The organism is Streptomyces sp. NPDC003393 (assembly GCF_053589015.1).
In genome coordinates, this window is sequence record NZ_JBSFRB010000047.1 from 50,378 (window position 1) to 65,384 (window position 15,007).

Annotated in this window: 13 protein-coding genes; 4 read left to right on the forward strand and 9 right to left on the reverse strand. The window is 68.4% G+C overall.

Annotated elements, in window-relative coordinates; all coding sequences use genetic code 11:
• Nucleotides 1-101 precede the first annotated feature (101 nt).
• The 3 genes from ACWDUZ_RS32800 to ACWDUZ_RS32810 all read right to left on the reverse strand — a co-directional run bounded on the left by ACWDUZ_RS32800 (nucleotide 102) and on the right by ACWDUZ_RS32810 (nucleotide 2,557).
• On the reverse strand, nucleotides 102-809 hold the full coding sequence (locus ACWDUZ_RS32800; protein ID WP_451635445.1) for an SDR family NAD(P)-dependent oxidoreductase: 708 nt from the start codon (nucleotides 807-809) through the stop codon (nucleotides 102-104).
• Nucleotides 810-1,207: 398 nt separating this feature from the next.
• Complete coding sequence (locus ACWDUZ_RS32805; RefSeq protein WP_451635446.1) at nucleotides 1,208-1,708, reverse strand: MarR family winged helix-turn-helix transcriptional regulator; 501 nt, start codon at nucleotides 1,706-1,708, stop codon at nucleotides 1,208-1,210.
• A 174-nt stretch (nucleotides 1,709-1,882) separates the two neighbouring features.
• Nucleotides 1,883-2,557, reverse strand: coding sequence for a mycothiol-dependent nitroreductase Rv2466c family protein (locus ACWDUZ_RS32810; RefSeq protein ID WP_451635447.1), 675 nt, complete (start codon nucleotides 2,555-2,557; stop codon nucleotides 1,883-1,885).
• Between the two features lie 260 nt (nucleotides 2,558-2,817).
• On the opposite strand from ACWDUZ_RS32810, the gene ACWDUZ_RS32815 reads away from it, so the two are divergent.
• From ACWDUZ_RS32815 to ACWDUZ_RS32825, 3 genes are all read left to right on the forward strand, one after another.
• On the forward strand, nucleotides 2,818-3,462 hold the full coding sequence (locus tag ACWDUZ_RS32815) for a DsbA family oxidoreductase (protein WP_451635448.1): 645 nt from the start codon (nucleotides 2,818-2,820) through the stop codon (nucleotides 3,460-3,462).
• Between the two features lie 164 nt (nucleotides 3,463-3,626).
• Complete coding sequence (locus tag ACWDUZ_RS32820) at nucleotides 3,627-4,070, forward strand: VOC family protein (RefSeq protein WP_451635459.1); 444 nt, start codon at nucleotides 3,627-3,629, stop codon at nucleotides 4,068-4,070.
• Between the two features lie 91 nt (nucleotides 4,071-4,161).
• Nucleotides 4,162-5,616 carry a dihydrolipoyl dehydrogenase family protein gene (locus ACWDUZ_RS32825; RefSeq protein ID WP_451635449.1) on the forward strand — a complete coding sequence of 485 codons (1,455 nt, stop codon included), beginning with the start codon at nucleotides 4,162-4,164 and terminating at the stop codon, nucleotides 5,614-5,616.
• Nucleotides 5,617-5,793: 177 nt separating this feature from the next.
• On the opposite strand, the gene ACWDUZ_RS32830 is transcribed toward ACWDUZ_RS32825, so the two are convergent.
• The gene (locus ACWDUZ_RS32830; protein WP_451635450.1) at nucleotides 5,794-6,354 is read right to left on the reverse strand and encodes an NADPH-dependent FMN reductase; all 561 of its coding nucleotides are present in this window, start codon (nucleotides 6,352-6,354) and stop codon (nucleotides 5,794-5,796) included.
• Nucleotides 6,355-6,650: 296 nt separating this feature from the next.
• Between ACWDUZ_RS32830 and ACWDUZ_RS32835 the strand changes: the two genes are divergently transcribed.
• The gene (locus ACWDUZ_RS32835) at nucleotides 6,651-7,718 is read left to right on the forward strand and encodes an alpha/beta fold hydrolase (protein WP_451635451.1); all 1,068 of its coding nucleotides are present in this window, start codon (nucleotides 6,651-6,653) and stop codon (nucleotides 7,716-7,718) included.
• A gap of 257 nt (nucleotides 7,719-7,975) precedes the next feature.
• Here ACWDUZ_RS32835 and ACWDUZ_RS32840 read toward each other — a convergent pair whose 3' ends face one another.
• The 5 genes from ACWDUZ_RS32840 to ACWDUZ_RS32860 form a co-directional block, all read right to left on the reverse strand.
• Entirely contained in the window at nucleotides 7,976-11,719 is a 3,744-nt protein-coding gene (locus ACWDUZ_RS32840; RefSeq protein ID WP_451635452.1) for an endonuclease/exonuclease/phosphatase family protein, read from the reverse strand.
• A gap of 333 nt (nucleotides 11,720-12,052) precedes the next feature.
• Nucleotides 12,053-13,000 carry a hypothetical protein gene (locus ACWDUZ_RS32845; protein WP_451635453.1) on the reverse strand — a complete coding sequence of 316 codons (948 nt, stop codon included), beginning with the start codon at nucleotides 12,998-13,000 and terminating at the stop codon, nucleotides 12,053-12,055.
• Between the two features lie 497 nt (nucleotides 13,001-13,497).
• A complete protein-coding gene (locus ACWDUZ_RS32850; RefSeq protein WP_451635454.1) occupies nucleotides 13,498-13,944 on the reverse strand; it encodes a VOC family protein in 447 nt (148 codons plus the stop codon).
• Nucleotides 13,945-14,238: 294 nt separating this feature from the next.
• Nucleotides 14,239-14,610 carry an SgcJ/EcaC family oxidoreductase gene (locus ACWDUZ_RS32855; RefSeq protein WP_451635455.1) on the reverse strand — a complete coding sequence of 124 codons (372 nt, stop codon included), beginning with the start codon at nucleotides 14,608-14,610 and terminating at the stop codon, nucleotides 14,239-14,241.
• A gap of 34 nt (nucleotides 14,611-14,644) precedes the next feature.
• Nucleotides 14,645-14,938 (reverse strand): muconolactone Delta-isomerase family protein, encoded by a 294-nt coding sequence (locus ACWDUZ_RS32860; RefSeq protein WP_451635456.1) that lies wholly within the window; start codon nucleotides 14,936-14,938, stop codon nucleotides 14,645-14,647.
• Between the last annotated feature and the right edge of the window lie 69 nt (nucleotides 14,939-15,007).

Here is a 15,007-nt window from a genome sequence, read left to right on the forward strand (position 1 = left end):
GGTCGAGTTCGCGGCCCGATGGTCGGGCCCCCCCGTGACGGTTGCACGGAAGCCCTTACGCAAGCGGGCGGCCTGCGTAAGGGCTTCCGTGCAACCGTGTGTCAGTGGCCGGCGCTCATGCCGCCGTCGACATGGAGGATCTCGCCGGTGACGAACGGGGCGTTCTCCAGGTAGATCACCGCGTCCGCGACGTCACTCGGCTCGCCCAGTCGGCCGACGGGGTGCAGACCGGCGAGGAACTCATGGGTGTCTTCGTGATGCATGGGCGTCCTGATGGTGCCGGGCGAGACGGCGTTGACGCGGATGCCGCGCGTCGCGTACTCGATGGCCAGGGACTTGGTGGCGGACTGCAGACCACCCTTGGTCAGCGAGGCCATCACGGACGGGACCCGGGAGTCGGCGTTGTCGACGAGGCTGGTGGTGATGTTGACGACGTGTCCGCCACCCTGGGAGAGCATCTGCTCGACGGCGAGCTGGGTGATACGGAAGAACCCGTCGAGGTTCACACCGACGACCGCCGCGTAGTCCTCGAGGGTGTACTCGGTGAAGGGCTTGGCCACGAAGATGCCGGCGTTGTTGACCAGAGTGTCGACGCGGCCGAACCGGTCCACAGCGGCGGCGATGACGCGCTCGGCGGTGGCGGGGTCGGCGATGTCCCCCTGGACGGTGAGGATGCCGGAGTCGTCGGCGGGGGCGATATTGCGCGAGGTGGCAACGACGGCGTGGCCGGCCTTGCGATAGGCGTCGACGATGGCGGCGCCCAGGCCCTGCGATGCGCCGGTGACTACTGCGACCTTCTGAATGCTCATGCTGATCTCCACAGTGGGGGTGGGGGTTCAGTGCTGGAAGCTACTAGCCGATCGACTACTAGTCAACCGGTCGACTATTTAAGGGCCGCACGAACACGCCGGCAGAGATCGATCACCATGTCTCCGCACCACCATGCTCGTCACACCCCAGGGACCGCCCGCCGACCACGGCCGCGGTGCGGCGCACGCTCAGGTCGTCTCTTCTCACCCTCGGCACCACCACCGGCTTGCCGCAACTCCGGCGGCCCAGCGCCCCGGAGGCCGGCGCGTTCGCCTGTGAGCCGGGGAAAGGCGTCATGACGGCCGAGGGGCGGGACCACGTCCAGCGGTCCCGCCCCTCGGTCCAGCCCCCGCGACACACAAGAGGGCGCCGCGGCGGCGCGTCCCCCGTCGGGGGCTCAGAGCTCGGTGTTCGTTCGGGCGGATCCATCCACGAAGGCGGCTACGTTGACGGTGAGCCGACGCAACAGATCCCGCGCGGTGTCGATCTCGTCGACAGTCAGCCCCATGGCCTCCCCGATCGCCAGGGGGACGTCGCGAATCCGGTCGCGCAGTGCGACACCCTGGGGCGTCAGGGTCACTTCGACCACCCGCTCATCGTCCTGGCGACGCCGCCGTTCGAGCAGGCCGTTCGCCTCCAGGCGCTTGATGAGAGGCGTGAGCGTTCCGTAGTCCAGGTGCAGCATGGCGACCAGGTCCTTGACGGCGACCGTGCGGTGCTGCCAGAGCACGAGCATGACCAGGTACTGGGGATAGGTCAGGCCGACGGCGTCCAGAAGGGGGCGATAGACGCTGGTCACCGCCCGCGAGGCGGCATACAGCGTGAAACAGAGCTGGTCGTCCAGCAACAGGGAGGGCTCGGTGCCCTCACCTGGCGCCGGGAGTGGGATGTCGCTCACCCTTTCCTCCTGGTCTTCGATCGTCAGCCGGCCGTATTGCATTGTCGCACGTAACTCGGGACCGATGCTCTGGTTCGCGGTTGAATCGCGGGCGAGGTAAGCGTCTGTGGAGTCCCACCTGTCCGCGCGCGCCTGCCGCCGAACTCGCACTGCGGCGGCGGGCACCGTTCGCGGCTACGACAGGTTGCTGAAGTCCGGACCGACCATGCGGGTGCGCTTCAGCTCGTAGAAGCCGGGCGTCGACGCGATGGCGAAGATCCCGTCCCACAGGCGTACCGCGTCCTCCCCCTGGGGCGAGGGGGTGACGACGGGGCCGAAGAAGGCGATCTGCCCGCCCTCCGGGGAGGGCAGCGCGATGACCGGGGTGCCGACGTCCTGGCCGACCTTGTCGATGCCCTCCTTGTGGGAGGCGCGCAACGCGGCGTCGAACTCGAACTGCTCCTGGTCGGCGTACGCGATCAGCTCCGCGGGCAGACCCGCTTCCTCCAGCGCGACGGCGATGACCTCACGCGTCGGACCCTCGCCGCGGTTGTGGATACGGGTGCCGAGCGCCGTGTAGAGGCGGCCGAGGACTTCGGGGCCGTGCTTCTGCCAGGCGGCGGTCACCACCTGCACCGGGGCCCAGGCCTTGCCCATGAGTTCCCGGTAGTTCTCGGGCAGTTGGTCCATTCGTGACTCGTTGAGCACTGCCAGGCTCATGATGTGCCAGCGGATCTCGATGTTCCGCACCTTCTGCACTTCCAGCACCCATCTGGATGCCATCCAGGCCCAAGGGCACACCGGGTCGAACCAGAAGTCGACGGGGGTGGGAGCGGCCGGTTTCGCGGTCTTCGGCATGGACTTCCTCATCGATCGGACTGTGGGGCCATCCTCGGTGGGGCATCGCCCTCGGTCAGGGCATTTCCGCCGCGTACAGCGCGTCGCCCCCACCGGACGCCAGGGCTCCTGGCGGGTGGACGCCCGGACGGTCGACGTTTACTCTAGCCGACCGGTCGCCTATTTGCGATAACATGCCACCGGCCCAGCCCAGCCGAATCGAGCCGGGACGGGCGCCCCCATCGCCGTGCCGCGGACTCACCGCGTACGGCCCTCACAAGGGAGACACCGATATGCGAGTCGAGATCTGGGCCAACATCGCCTGCCCGTGGTGCTACGTCGGCAGAGCACGCTTCGACCGGGGGCTCGCCGCCTTCGCGCACCGCGATCAGGTGGAGGTGGTCCACCGGTCTTACGAACTCAACCCGCAGGCCGAGAACGGCAACGTGCCGATCATCGACGCGGTCGCGGCCCAGTACGGGCGCACCCGCGAGCAGCAGGTCGCCAGGGAGGAGCAGGCCGCGGCCATGGCGGCCTCCGTGGGACTGGACTTCCGCATCGGAGGTCGTGTCTTCGGCAACACCTTCGACGTCCACCGCCTGATCCACTTCGCCAGGACCCACGGCCTTCAGGACCGGCTGCTGGACCTCGCCTTCCGGGCGAACTTCGCACAGGAGCGTTCGATCTACGACCGGCAGACCCTGCTGGACGTCGCCGCCGAGGCAGGGCTCGACGCGGAGGAGGCACGCGAGGTGCTCGACGATCCGGAGGCGTACGCCGAACAGGTGCGGGCCGATGAGCGCCTCGCCGCCGAACTGGGAGCCGGCGGGGTCCCCTTCTTCGTGCTGGACCGGCGCTACGGAGTCAGCGGTGTCCAGTCGGCGGAGATGTTCACCCGGGCGCTGGAGCTGGCCTGGACCGAGCAGGCAGCGGCCTGACACCGATCGGCATGCCCGTGCACCCCGGTGCACGGGCATGCCGTTTCCCGTGATGCGTCACCACCTTGACAGGTGACGCGCTTCGCTGACAGCATTTCGTCACAAGTTGAACAGGTGACCGCATTGATGGTGCGGCGCCTCCGCCCATGAGAGTGAAAGCACAGATGGATCTGAAACTCGAAGTCGTGGTGCTGCCCGTCTCCGACGTCGACCGCGCCAAGGCCTTCTACGAGAACCTGGGATTCCGCCTCGACGTCGACTACGTCGCCGACGACACCTACCGCGTCGTACACCTGACACCGCCCGGCTCCCAGTGCTCCATCCTCTTCGGCACCGGCGTCACCACGGCCGCACCGGGCTCCGTACAGGGGCTGCACCTCATCGTCTCCGACATCGAGGCCGCCCACGCCGACATCGCCGCCCGCGGCATCGACATCGGCGAGATCTTCCACGACGCCGGCGGCGTCTTCCACCGCGGCACGGAAGAGGGCCGAGTCAGCGGCCCCCACCCCGAACGCGCGAGCTACGGCTCCTTCGCCGCCTTCCACGACCCCGACGGCAACGGCTGGGTCCTCCAGGAGATCACCACGCGCCTCCCCGGCCGCTGAGAACCAGCAGCCGGAAGAGACGGCCGAGCAGCGGGCCCTGCGGGACGGTCCCCCAGAGCGCAGCACAACCGACGGAGTGACAGGAGCAGTGATGGAGGAGACCTCCCGCACCTACGACGTGGTCGTCGTGGGAGCTGGACCGGTCGGCGAGAACGTGGCCGAACGCACCCGTGCCGCAGGACTGACCACCGTGATCGTGGAGCGTGAACTGCTCGGCGGGGAGTGCTCTTTCTGGGCCTGCGAACCCAGCAAGGCCCTGCTGCGACCGGCAGTGGCCCGTGCCGACGCCCGTCGCGTCCCCGGCCTGGACCGAGCGGTGGACGGGCCGCTGGACGTGGCGGCCGTCCTCGCCCACCGCGACCGGATGGCCGCCCACTGGACGGACGACGACCAGGTCGACTGGCTCGACTCCGTCTCCGTCGACCTCCTGCGCGGTCACGGCCGGCTCACCGGGCCGCGGCAGGTGTCGGTGCACACCGCCGACGGCGGAACCGTCCGCCTGACCGCGCGGCACGCCGTCGCCCTGTGCACAGGCAGCGGCCCCGCCCTGCCCGACATACCCGGACTCGCCGATGTCCGCCCCTGGACCAACCGCGAGGCCACCAGTGCCGACCGGGTGCCCGGCCGTCTCGCGGTGGTGGGCGGTGGCGTGGTGGCCGTCGAGCTGGCCACCGCCTGGCAGGCGCTCGGAGCACAGGTGACCCTGCTGGTCCGAGGCGACGGACTGCTGCGCCGGATGGAGCCGTTCGCCGGCGAGTTGGTCGCGGACGAGCTGCGCGCATCCGGCGTCGACATACGGCTGAAGGCGTCGGTCACGTCGGTGACGCGCGAGCATGGCACCGACGGTGAGTTGAGCATCACCCTTGCCGACGGCGAGCAGGTGTCCACGGACGAGATCCTGGTCGCCACCGGCCGGGCCCCGCGAACCGCCGACACAGGCCTCGAGACGGTCGGTCTCGTGCCCGGCGACTGGCTCGCCGTCGACGACACCTGCCAGGTCACCGCCGTCGGCGACGGGTGGCTGTACGCCGTCGGCGATGTCAACCACCGGGCGCTGCTGACGCATCAGGGCAAGTACCAGGCCCGGATCGCGGGTGCCGCGATCGCCGCCCGCGCCAGAGGAGAGGTCCTCGACTCCGCCCGCTGGGGCGCACATGCCGCGACCGCCGACCGCACAGCCGTGCCGCAGGTCGTCTTCACCACCCCCGAAGTCGCCTCCGTCGGACTGACCACCCAGGAGGCGAGACGGACCGGACGCCGGGTCGAGGTGGTGGACCACGACCTCGGGCACCTGGCGGGTGCGCACCAGTACGCCCAGGGCTACCGGGGGCGGGCCCGCATGCTGGTCGACCCTGACCGCCGCATCGTGATCGGAGCCACCTTCGCCGGCCCCGGTGTCGCGGAGCTGCTCCACTCGGCCACGGTCGCCGTCACGGCCGAGGTGCCGATCGAACGGCTCTGGCACGCCGTTCCGGCATTTCCGACGCTCAGCGAGGTCTGGCTGAGGCTGCTGGAGACCTATCGGGACAGGTCTCGGCTGGACTGACACTCCGTCACCTGGGGGATGTATGACGGTGCTCAACGCCGCCAGGCAAGTCGTGCGGGGGCGGATCGTCGGGCGGCTCGGCCGCGGACACGACGGAAGGGCGACCGGGAGGAATCCCGGTCGCCCTTCCGTGCTCAGGGAGCAATCAGGGGGTCATGCTGACCGGCGGAGCCGGGTTCAGCTGGCGCGCAGCGGCGCGAGGGCCTTCGACCACGCCACGACCTGGTCGAGCGTGGTGACGAGGGTGTCACGCTGGACGCCGGCCGGCTTGAAGACGCTGAAGTTCTCGAAGTCGGTGAAGAGGGAAAGAGCCACCTGAGAACGGACGTCGGCCATCTGCAGCTCGCCCGCGATGCCCCGCAGGTGCTCCACCGCACGACCGCCGCCGAGCGAGCCGTAGGCCACGAAGCCCACGGCCTTGTTGTTCCACTCGGCGTAGAGGAAGTCGATGGCGTTCTTGAGCGCGCCCGGGACGGAGCGGTTGTACTCCGGGGTGACGATGATGTAGCCGTCGAAGGACGCGATCTTCTCGGCCCATGCCTGGGTGTGCGGCTGGGTGTAGTTGCCCAGGCTCGCCGGGTAGGCCTCGTCCAGGACCGGGAGCTTGTAGTCCAGCAGGTCGACGATCTCGAACTCAGCGTCGGTGCGCTGGGACGCGACCTCGTGCACCCAGCGGGCCACCGCTTCGCCGTTGCGGCCCGGCCTGGTGCTTCCGAGGATGATTCCGATCTTGGTCATGGCTGACGCCTTTCTTGGATCGACTGGGGCGCGGATGTGTCTCGCCCCAGCGAGAAACATACTTGCAGAGACAAGTAGATAGCCAAATGATTGACGAGTCAAGTAGACCGAGCGGGAGGTTGACCGCACGCCTCCAGATGCGGTGCCACACGACGCGAGCGATAATAAATCACCTGTTTGACTGGTGACGAACCGTGTGGAACAGTCGTTCCTCATCCGCACCGCGGTGGCCCCTCGCGACCTCGCCGGGCGCGCTCCCGCGATTTCTGCCGCGGCCTTCACAACGGAGAGTTCTCATGATCAACAGGCGTACGTTCAACAAGGCCGCCGGCCTGAGCACAGGCGCGGCCGCATTCGCGCTCGCCGGCCTCCAGGGGGTCCCGACCGCTGCCGCCGCGCAGCGCCAGGGCGCCGGCACGCCCGCGCCGACCATTCCCGCCGTGACTCCCGGCACCCACACGTCCTTCGCCAAGCTCAAGCACGTCAAGGCCGGCCTGCTGGACGTCGGCTACGCGGAGGCGGGACCCGCCCACGGTCCCGTCGTCATCTGCCTGCACGGCTGGCCGTACGACATCCACAGCTACGTCGACGTCGCCCCCCTCCTCGCAGACCAGGGCTACCGTGTGATCGTTCCCTACCTGCGCGGCCACGGAACGACGCGCTTCCTGTCGTCCCGCACGTTCCGCAACGCCCAGCAGTCGGCGATCGCCCTCGACATCATCGCCCTGATGGACGCCCTCAAGATCGAGAAGGCTCTCCTCGCCGGTTTCGACTGGGGCTCGCGCACCGCCGACATCATCGCGGCCCTGTGGCCCGAGCGCGTCAAGGCGCTCGTATCGGTGAGCGGTTACATCATCACCAATGTCGAGGCGCAGAAGAAGCCGCAGCCTGCCGCGGCGGAGCACACCTGGTGGTATCAGTGGTACTTCGCCACCGAGCGGGGCCGTCTGGCGATGGAGGACAAGACGGACCGGCACGACCTGTGCCGCTTCGTCTGGGACACCGTGTCCCCGACGTGGCACTTCGACGACGCCACGTTCGAGCGCACGGCCGCCGCCTTCGACAACCCCGACTACGCGGCGATCGTGATCCACAACTATCGCTGGCGCATCGGCATCGCCGAGGGCGAACGCCGTTACGACCGTTACGAGAGGCTCCTCGCCACCCGCCCCGTCATCGAGGTGCCCACCACCACCCTCGACGCCGAGCGCGATCCGTTCACCCCTCCCGGCAACGGGGCCTCGTACCGCGACCGTTTCACCGGCAAGTACGAGCACCGGACGCTGGCCGGCATCGGCCACAACCTGCCGCAGGAAGCACCGACGGCCTTCGCCCAGGCGGTCGTCGACGTCGACCACTTCTGACGCGCCACCGGGCGCATCAGGGACATGCGCCTTCGACGTCGCCCCGGTCCGTGGCACGCGCCTGGGCGGGTACGGAAACGCCTGCCGGCGAGGTCTTCTCTTCGACGACCTCGCCGGCAGGCGGGGAACGGCCTTCCCGGTGCACTCCCCCGGCGCGAGCGGTCGGGCGTCGCGGGCGAATTCCGTTCCCGGCCCTCCTCCGGCCCGGACGGGGATCCCGCCCGGGCCACGTCACGCGCCCGGTGAAGCGGTGGGAATCACTCGGTGACCGAGCTGAAGTCCCATACGTCAGCCGCGTAGTCCGCACGGTCTCTGACGGTCACCCGGCCATGCAACGTGCCACCCGTGAGGTAGATGGGCTTGTCCGTCTCCGACGGGCCCGTGTGATTGGCCAGCAGCACCCCGTACTGAGCAGGCCGCAGGCACCACAGGAAGCCGTCGGCGTGGGGAACGAACTCGCTCATCGTGACCTGGTTGCCGTCGGCGGGCACTCCCGTGTCGTCGGTCGACGCCACGTACCGTCCGTCGTTGGCCAGGTAGAAGCAATCGTCCGAACCGGTCCGTCCGGCGGGGATCGTGGTGAACCTCTCCTCGGGAGCGTCGTCGTCCTCGTCCAGGACCACCGGGAACTCGTTGATCGCGTCGTTCCAGGCGTTGAGGATCCAGGGCAGTCCGTCCTTGGACTTCAGATGGACCTCGTGGCGGGCGCTGAGTTCTTCGGCGTCCTGGAGGAACCACCGCTGGTTGGGCACCTGGTCGTCCTCGTCGTGGGCGAAGAGCGCGCCTCCCTTGAGGTCGGCCGTGAGGTACTGCTTGGTCGCGTAGTTCTCCAGGCTCCAGGTGCCGTCTCCTTGATAGCGGGGCTTCCAGAGCTGATCCAGCGCCGGGCTCTTCCACAGCACGACCTTGCCGTCCGGCTTTCCGCCTTCTTGCCCCAGGTAGTAGTTGTAGAACTTCGGGTCCTTGGACAGCAGGTTGAGATAGCCGGGGTGTTCGGAGGACTCCTTCAGGTCGAAGAGAAGGTTCGAACCCGGGTTCTTGTAGTCGAACTTCACGTCGCCGATCACGTTGCTGCCGGCACTGGCGAAGCCCGCCACGTTGACCGTGTGAGCGCTCATCACGACGACGTTGTTCCGGGGAAGCGGCGGCAGATTCGAGGGCGCCGGGGCGTCGTCCGGCAGGTTCGTGAGGTAGTGCCACACGGGGTAGTGGTCGGAGTCGATGTAGTCGTCGAGCAGCGCTGATCCGAAGACGTCGACACCGTTGTCCACCGGAGTGACCGCGTAATCGAGGACATGGGGCGCGCCCGTCCTGCCGGGGGTGGGATGTGTCGCGGCCGCGGTGGACGCGGTGTTGTAGACGTTCGTGGGAAGGTCGGCCGCGAGATCGGCCGGATCCCGGTTGTAGTCGCCCGCGGCGATCCAGGGCTGTGACTCGTTGCCGTTGGGCCCCAGGTGCTCCATGTGCCATCTGATGTTGTTCAGCAGTCCGGGAGCGTCTTGGCCGTGGTTGTCCGCACGCGCGTGGATGGTGAAGTAGGTGACGCCGCCGACGGTGATCCCGAGTGCGGGCCGGGCACCACCTTCGCCCAGCACCGGATCGTAGCCCGGCGGCTCGATGATGTGCAGGTCCTGCGGGGCGACCGGCGTTCTGCTGGCGATGGCGAGGTTCACCCGGCCGTCGTTGTTTGTCCCGCTGTTCGTGTGCAGCCAGTATATGTATCCCACTGTCCGGCTGTGGGTTCCCAGCAGCCGGTACTCCTGGATCGGGGGATAGGTGCGGTCCGGGTGTCGCCAGACGTTCTGCGGGTGGGCTTGGAGGTATTCCAGGCGTGGCCCTGTCGGCGGAGTGCCGGCTTCCTGGATGAGGACGACATGAGCCCCTCGGGGTGCCTCGTCCTCCATGATGTACCGCAGATCATCGTATTTGTTGTGCCGTCCTCCGTCCGACTGCGCGCCCTGCATGTTCCAGTTGACTATCGCGCGGTCGGTTCCCGCGCGGGGGTCGAGGTCGCCGCCGGCCTTGATCAGGAACAGGGACGGTCGCTTGCCCACAGCGAGGGGCACCACGCCGTGCCCCAGGTAGTCCAGGGTCTCCCGCCCGGTCCAGTCCGGGATCGCCTGCCCGTCCTGGCCGAGCGGCTCGAACTGGTCGGGTGCGCTGCTCTTCGAACCGAACTGGAAGGCGGTGCCGGACTGCGTGCCGTACGGGGAGTACGGTTCGAACGGGCCGCCGGGAGTGGTCTGCTTGATCAGGGTGTTGTTGTAGAAGACGTTCTGGGGTCCGGAGGAGCCGGACCACTTGACCGCCTTGGGGCCGGCCGCCCACCAGATGGGATACCAGGTGCCCTCGTCGATCTCGCCGCCCTCACCACCGCAGTTCGTCTGGCAGCTGGCCGAGCGGTGCTCGTACGGGACCCTGACGGTGTTCTGTTCGAACAGGTTGTTGTGTTCCCACCCGCCGTGCAGATTCAGGTCGGAGTCGAGGTCGTTGCGGAAGGCGACGTTGCCGCTCGCGGACCACTGGAAGGTGAAGTGGCGCAGGTTACGGCTGAGGTTGTAGGCCCACAGCGAGTTCCATACGCGGCTGCCGCGCAGATACCCGTTGCCGCCCTTGCCCTTGTTCCAGGCACCGTCGAAGCTGTTGCGCTCGATCTGCAGGTTGAGGGCGTTCTCCGTGACGATCGGGTGCGAGCCCGTCATGGTCGCCTTGAGCCCGCGCGCCCAGCTGTTGGCGGCCCACTTGTACACGATGCCGTGCATGGCGTACTCGGGGGCCATGTTGCCGTAGTTGTGCACGGCCTGGTCGGGGGTCAGCTGATAGGTGCCGCCGCCCAGCTTGGGCAGGCCGTTCATGTCCTGGGTGAAGGCGAAGTTCTCGAAACCGACGCCCTCGACGATGCGCAGCGGGGTGACTTTGCTGGCGTAGGGCTTGTCACCCAACGCAGCCGAGCCGTCCGAGGTGGAGTCGACCGGCAGGTCCCATTCCAGCGGACGGTCCAGTGTGATCGTCTTCGCGTCGGCATCGACCCCGGTGACCCGGAACATCTGCTGGCGCATGTGAAGGTCGTCCATCACACCCTGGTCGCTGACGCCCTGCTGCTCGTAGAACTTGACGCTGTTGGCCGCGCCCACCCAGACGTAGCCGCCGGGTGTGAACTTCGACATGGCAGCGGTCGCGACCAGCTGAACGGTCCTGCTTCCCCGCCGGGCGGAGTAGCCCGGGTCGTCGGCCGTGGCGGCCAGCTTGACGCCGGAGGCCCAGTGCTGGTTGACGGAGCCTTCGAAGATGTCCTTGCGGTTGGCCGGCGCCGCCGCCCAGTCGTCCTTGTACCGGTCGGCGACGTCCCGGGTCTGCACCCGGAACATGCCGCGCCCGGGCCACATCCAGCCGCCGGATCCTTCGTCGCTGCCGGTACCGGCCTTCATGCTGTCCTGGTCCCAGCGCCCGTTGACCACCGTGTCGTAGCGGGTGTCGAGATCCGGCCGGAACACCAGCTTCGTCCCGCCGTCGCCGGAGCCCTGCCCGCGCACGACCAGGAAGCTGGCGTCGACGTAGACCTGCCGGGTCAGATCGATGCGTCCGGACGGCAGGGAGATGAGCGAGAGCCGATCGTAGCTGGCCGACGGCGAGCACTGGCTCTTGATGTCGTCGATCGCCTTCTGCAGCCCGGTGGTGTCATCGGCCCCGTCGTCCGCGGTCACCCCGTATCGGGAGGACAGTTGTTCCGGGGAGATGCGGCACGACGCGGCGTCGGTCACTTCCCCGTTGCCGGACAGCGGCGCGCCGCCCCGGTAGCCCACGCGCGACCAGTCCGGCAGGCCGGGGGCCGAGGCGGTTCGGTTGGCGCTGGTGAGATCCGGTCCGTCGGCCTCGGGTCCGGCTGTCACCGCGGCGGCCCTCGTCGAGGAGGCCGTCGGCGCGCCCGTGGCGAACGCCGGCAGGAAGATGCACAGCAGCAGGCCGGACAACAGCGCTGCCGTGGGTCTGAGATGTCTCACATGAACTCGTTTCTGCGTCGTGGTGTGATGTCGATGGCGAAGTGAGGTCACGTCGGGGCGCGACGCATCCCGTGACTCGGCGCCGCAGCCCTGAACGCGGTCGACGGGGCCGGGTGCTGTCGGCGGTTCGTGCCGGGCTTCGAAGCACGACCGGTCCTGACTCCGACGCCGGGCGTCGGAGTCAGGACCGGGGTGTTCACGCGGCAGCCGCGGCCACGGTGGTTCCGGGCGTCCTGCGCGGGGGCTACCTGTGCCGGTGCGGCCGGACAGGACCCGGCGGCCTACCGTCGTCCGCCGGTGCCGTGGTTCCGGACCAGAAACCCGGCGCAGGTCTTACCACTGGGGTGCCGGGGGCGTGGGCTGGCCGCGGAAGTCGGCGGCCTGCTTCCACACCACTCCGGTCGTGCCGCCGCCCGCGCCGGTGAGGACGTTGTAGACGAGGGGACCGCTGCTCGTGGCCAGCGGAGAGGTGTTGGTCCAGCCGTAGCTCGCGTCCTTGAAGCCGGCCACGACGTCCCCGTGCCGGTTGATCTCGTAGTTGCCGACGGTTCCGTCGAAGTCGCGGAAGGTGATCACGCCATAGCCGTTGTCGGTGAGGGCGACAGAGGGGGCGTACGTGGTGTACGGCCCGACCTTCTTCGGGTTCGTCCAGTTGAGGGTGCCGTACTGCTGCCGCGCCATGTAGATGTTGAAGTCGGTGCCCTCGAAGGCAAGGACCACCTGGTTCCAGGGGGCGGGACCGTCGTTCACCTGCGCGGCCAGGGACGGCGCGTCCTGGCTCCGGGCGTTCGGGACCTGCTGGGCGGAGTTGAACTTCGTGGTGGCGGCGTCGTAGTACATCGTCCAGATGCTGTCGTCGCTCTGGCTGTTCCAGGCGAGCATGAAGGAGTTGCCGGGAAGTGCCGCGGCCGCCACGGGCTGGTTGGTGTTGGTGCGGGCGTTGTTGGGGATCTGTGTCGCGTTGGGCAGGGTCCCGGGCAGCTGGTAGCCGGTGGTGAGCTGGATGCGGTGCTGGTAGATGTGGCCGTCCTTGCCGGTGTGGAAGATCCGGAAGTTGCCGCGGCCCCCGTCGTTGGTCCAGATCACCGTCGGGGCGGCATACGTCTGCGCGTGGTCGGGTGAGCCGGCCGTCGCCGGCAGCGGGTAGGCGGGCCCGTTGTTCAGCGAGATCCAGATGTTGTCGTTGTCCGCACCGCGCCAGGCGTGCAGGATGTTGCTGAGGTTGTCCCGCGCCTCCCCTTCCGTGGTGCTGCTCTTTATCTGCCCGCCCGAGTACGTCACCGGCTGCCAACCAGAACCGGCGCCGGGAAGGTCAGCGAAAGCAGGCCCCGCCACTCCGAGAACAGCAGCGGCAGCAACGACGACCGGAACCGCACGCCGGACCGTCTTCGCCTTGTTGGACACGTCTTCTCCACTCATCGTTCGTACGCGAGACTCGACGCGGTTGCCACAAGAACCCACGCACCGTCAGAGCGCCGGCGCGCGACAGGACTCACGTGGTCTCGCGTGTTGGGGTGACCCCGCTCGTCAGGGGCCATCAGCCAGGCAGGACAACGTCCACGCCTCCGGGGTACACAGCTGGTGCACATGCACGGGGCGGGTATGTGTCACGAGAAACTTAAACAAATTTGCACAGTCAAGCAAATCGGTCGCACGGTGCGGCGGACGTGCGGGCGTGCGGGCATACGTGTGTCGCACAGCTGCCCTGAGTTCGACGGCGGGAGAGCTGCACACGTTCGGCCACCCACGGGCCGGGCGGTCGAGAAGGTCGAAGCGCGTCAGTCCTCCGCGTCCGCCGCATCGACGGCCGTCAGTGTCACGGTGCCGTCGTCCGCGACCGACCAGCCGGGGTTGTGACACACCTCCCAGCGGTGGCCGTCGGGGTCGGCGAAGTAGCCGTGATAGCCCCCGAACGCCGCACGTTGCGGCTCCTTGAGGACGGTTGCCCCTGCCGCCCGGGCCCGCCGGACGGCCTCGTCGACCTCGGCGGGCGAGCCGACGTTCTGGGCAAGGGTGAAGGGCGTGCCGGCTGTTGCTGGATGCCCGGTGTCCGCGCCGAGGTCGGCCAATGGGAAGAGCGCCAGGGCCAGCCCCTTGCCGATCTGATAGAAGACGACCCCGTCCAGATCAAGCAGTGGTGTCCAGCCCAGGCCATGGCTGTAGAACCGACGGCTGGCTTCCAGGTCCTCGACACCCAGTGTCACCAGGTTCAACTGCTGGTTCATACAAGGCCTCCATGCGCTGTCAGGTGATCGCCACCCGGCCGCTACGCTACCGCCACGACAGGACGCACGATGCTCGCCGGGCTACTGGCATCCGCTCGATCTGCGGGGCAGGCACGTGCCACGGTGCCGTTCGAGAACCCGGGTGCCGGCCGGCGAGGAAGTTGCCGCTGCAAGGCCCCGGCGGTGGCTTCCGCATGTCGTTCGACCGGTCCTCGTGATCGGGCCGCGGACCGAGCGTCCTTGACACCGTCGTCGGGCAAGAACGCTCGGCCCGCGGCCCGTTCACTCAGCCCGTCAGTCGAGCTTGGACACCTGGTAGTGGGCGATGTACCACTGGTCGCCGACGCGCCTCAGCACAACCGAGAGACTGACATGGATGGTCGGCCTGTCGGTGAACGAGAAGTCGACACCCAGGTAACCGAGCAAAATGTCCGGTGCGAGCCTGCGTGTCTCCAGCACCTCGAAGTCGGCCCTCAGCCCGATCGGCTGGGAGGCGTAGTAGTCGGTGACGCCCTGGCGGCCGACACTGAAGGGGCGAAGCCCCTGGAAGATGGCGTCCTCCGTGAAGAGTGAGGCGGCCTGTTGCGGTTCGTGCGCGTCGACCGCCGACTTCCACCGGTCCATGACGCCGCGCACGATGGCTTGCTGTTCTGCTGTGCCGTTCATCGGTCGCCTCCTGGCTACGGCCTGAAAGTGAGGGTCACTGGGTGGCGCCCGGGTCGTTGGGGTGCGACTGCAACGCGGTGATCTCGGCGGTCATCCAGGGCCACAGGGGCAGGCTGCCGAGGACGCTCTCGCGCAGGTCGGTCTCGTCGTCGGCGCGCCAGAGGCCGATGCTGCGCAGTTCGCCGACCGGGCGCCACAGTCGCCCCAGGTGGCCGGTGGCGGCCAGCTCCTTGGCACGGACGGCTTCGGCGGCGCGACGCCGCGTGACCTCCTCCGGGTCGGTTCCCTCGGGGACGGTCGTGGTGAGCACGACCAGGAACTCCTTCATCGTCTTGATCCTCTCTCGATTCGGTCCGCTTGCCGCGGGGCGACGCCGTCTCCGGTCGCGAGGGGTGAC

Bases quoted from the DNA above. Each gene is read 5' to 3' on its own strand.
- ACWDUZ_RS32800 (WP_451635445.1), bottom strand. From the start codon at position 809: ATGAGCATTCAGAAGGTCGCAGTAGTCACCGGCGCATCGCAGGGCCTG.
- ACWDUZ_RS32810 (WP_451635447.1), bottom strand. From the start codon at position 2,557: ATGAGGAAGTCCATGCCGAAGACCGCGAAACCGGCCGCTCCCACCCCC.
- ACWDUZ_RS32815 (WP_451635448.1), top strand. From the start codon at position 2,818: ATGCGAGTCGAGATCTGGGCCAACATCGCCTGCCCGTGGTGCTACGTC.
- ACWDUZ_RS32820 (WP_451635459.1), top strand. From the start codon at position 3,627: ATGGATCTGAAACTCGAAGTCGTGGTGCTGCCCGTCTCCGACGTCGAC.
- ACWDUZ_RS32825 (WP_451635449.1), top strand. From the start codon at position 4,162: ATGGAGGAGACCTCCCGCACCTACGACGTGGTCGTCGTGGGAGCTGGA.
- ACWDUZ_RS32830 (WP_451635450.1), bottom strand. From the start codon at position 6,354: ATGACCAAGATCGGAATCATCCTCGGAAGCACCAGGCCGGGCCGCAAC.
- ACWDUZ_RS32835 (WP_451635451.1), top strand. From the start codon at position 6,651: ATGATCAACAGGCGTACGTTCAACAAGGCCGCCGGCCTGAGCACAGGC.
- ACWDUZ_RS32850 (WP_451635454.1), bottom strand. From the start codon at position 13,944: ATGAACCAGCAGTTGAACCTGGTGACACTGGGTGTCGAGGACCTGGAA.
- ACWDUZ_RS32855 (WP_451635455.1), bottom strand. From the start codon at position 14,610: ATGAACGGCACAGCAGAACAGCAAGCCATCGTGCGCGGCGTCATGGAC.
- ACWDUZ_RS32860 (WP_451635456.1), bottom strand. From the start codon at position 14,938: ATGAAGGAGTTCCTGGTCGTGCTCACCACGACCGTCCCCGAGGGAACC.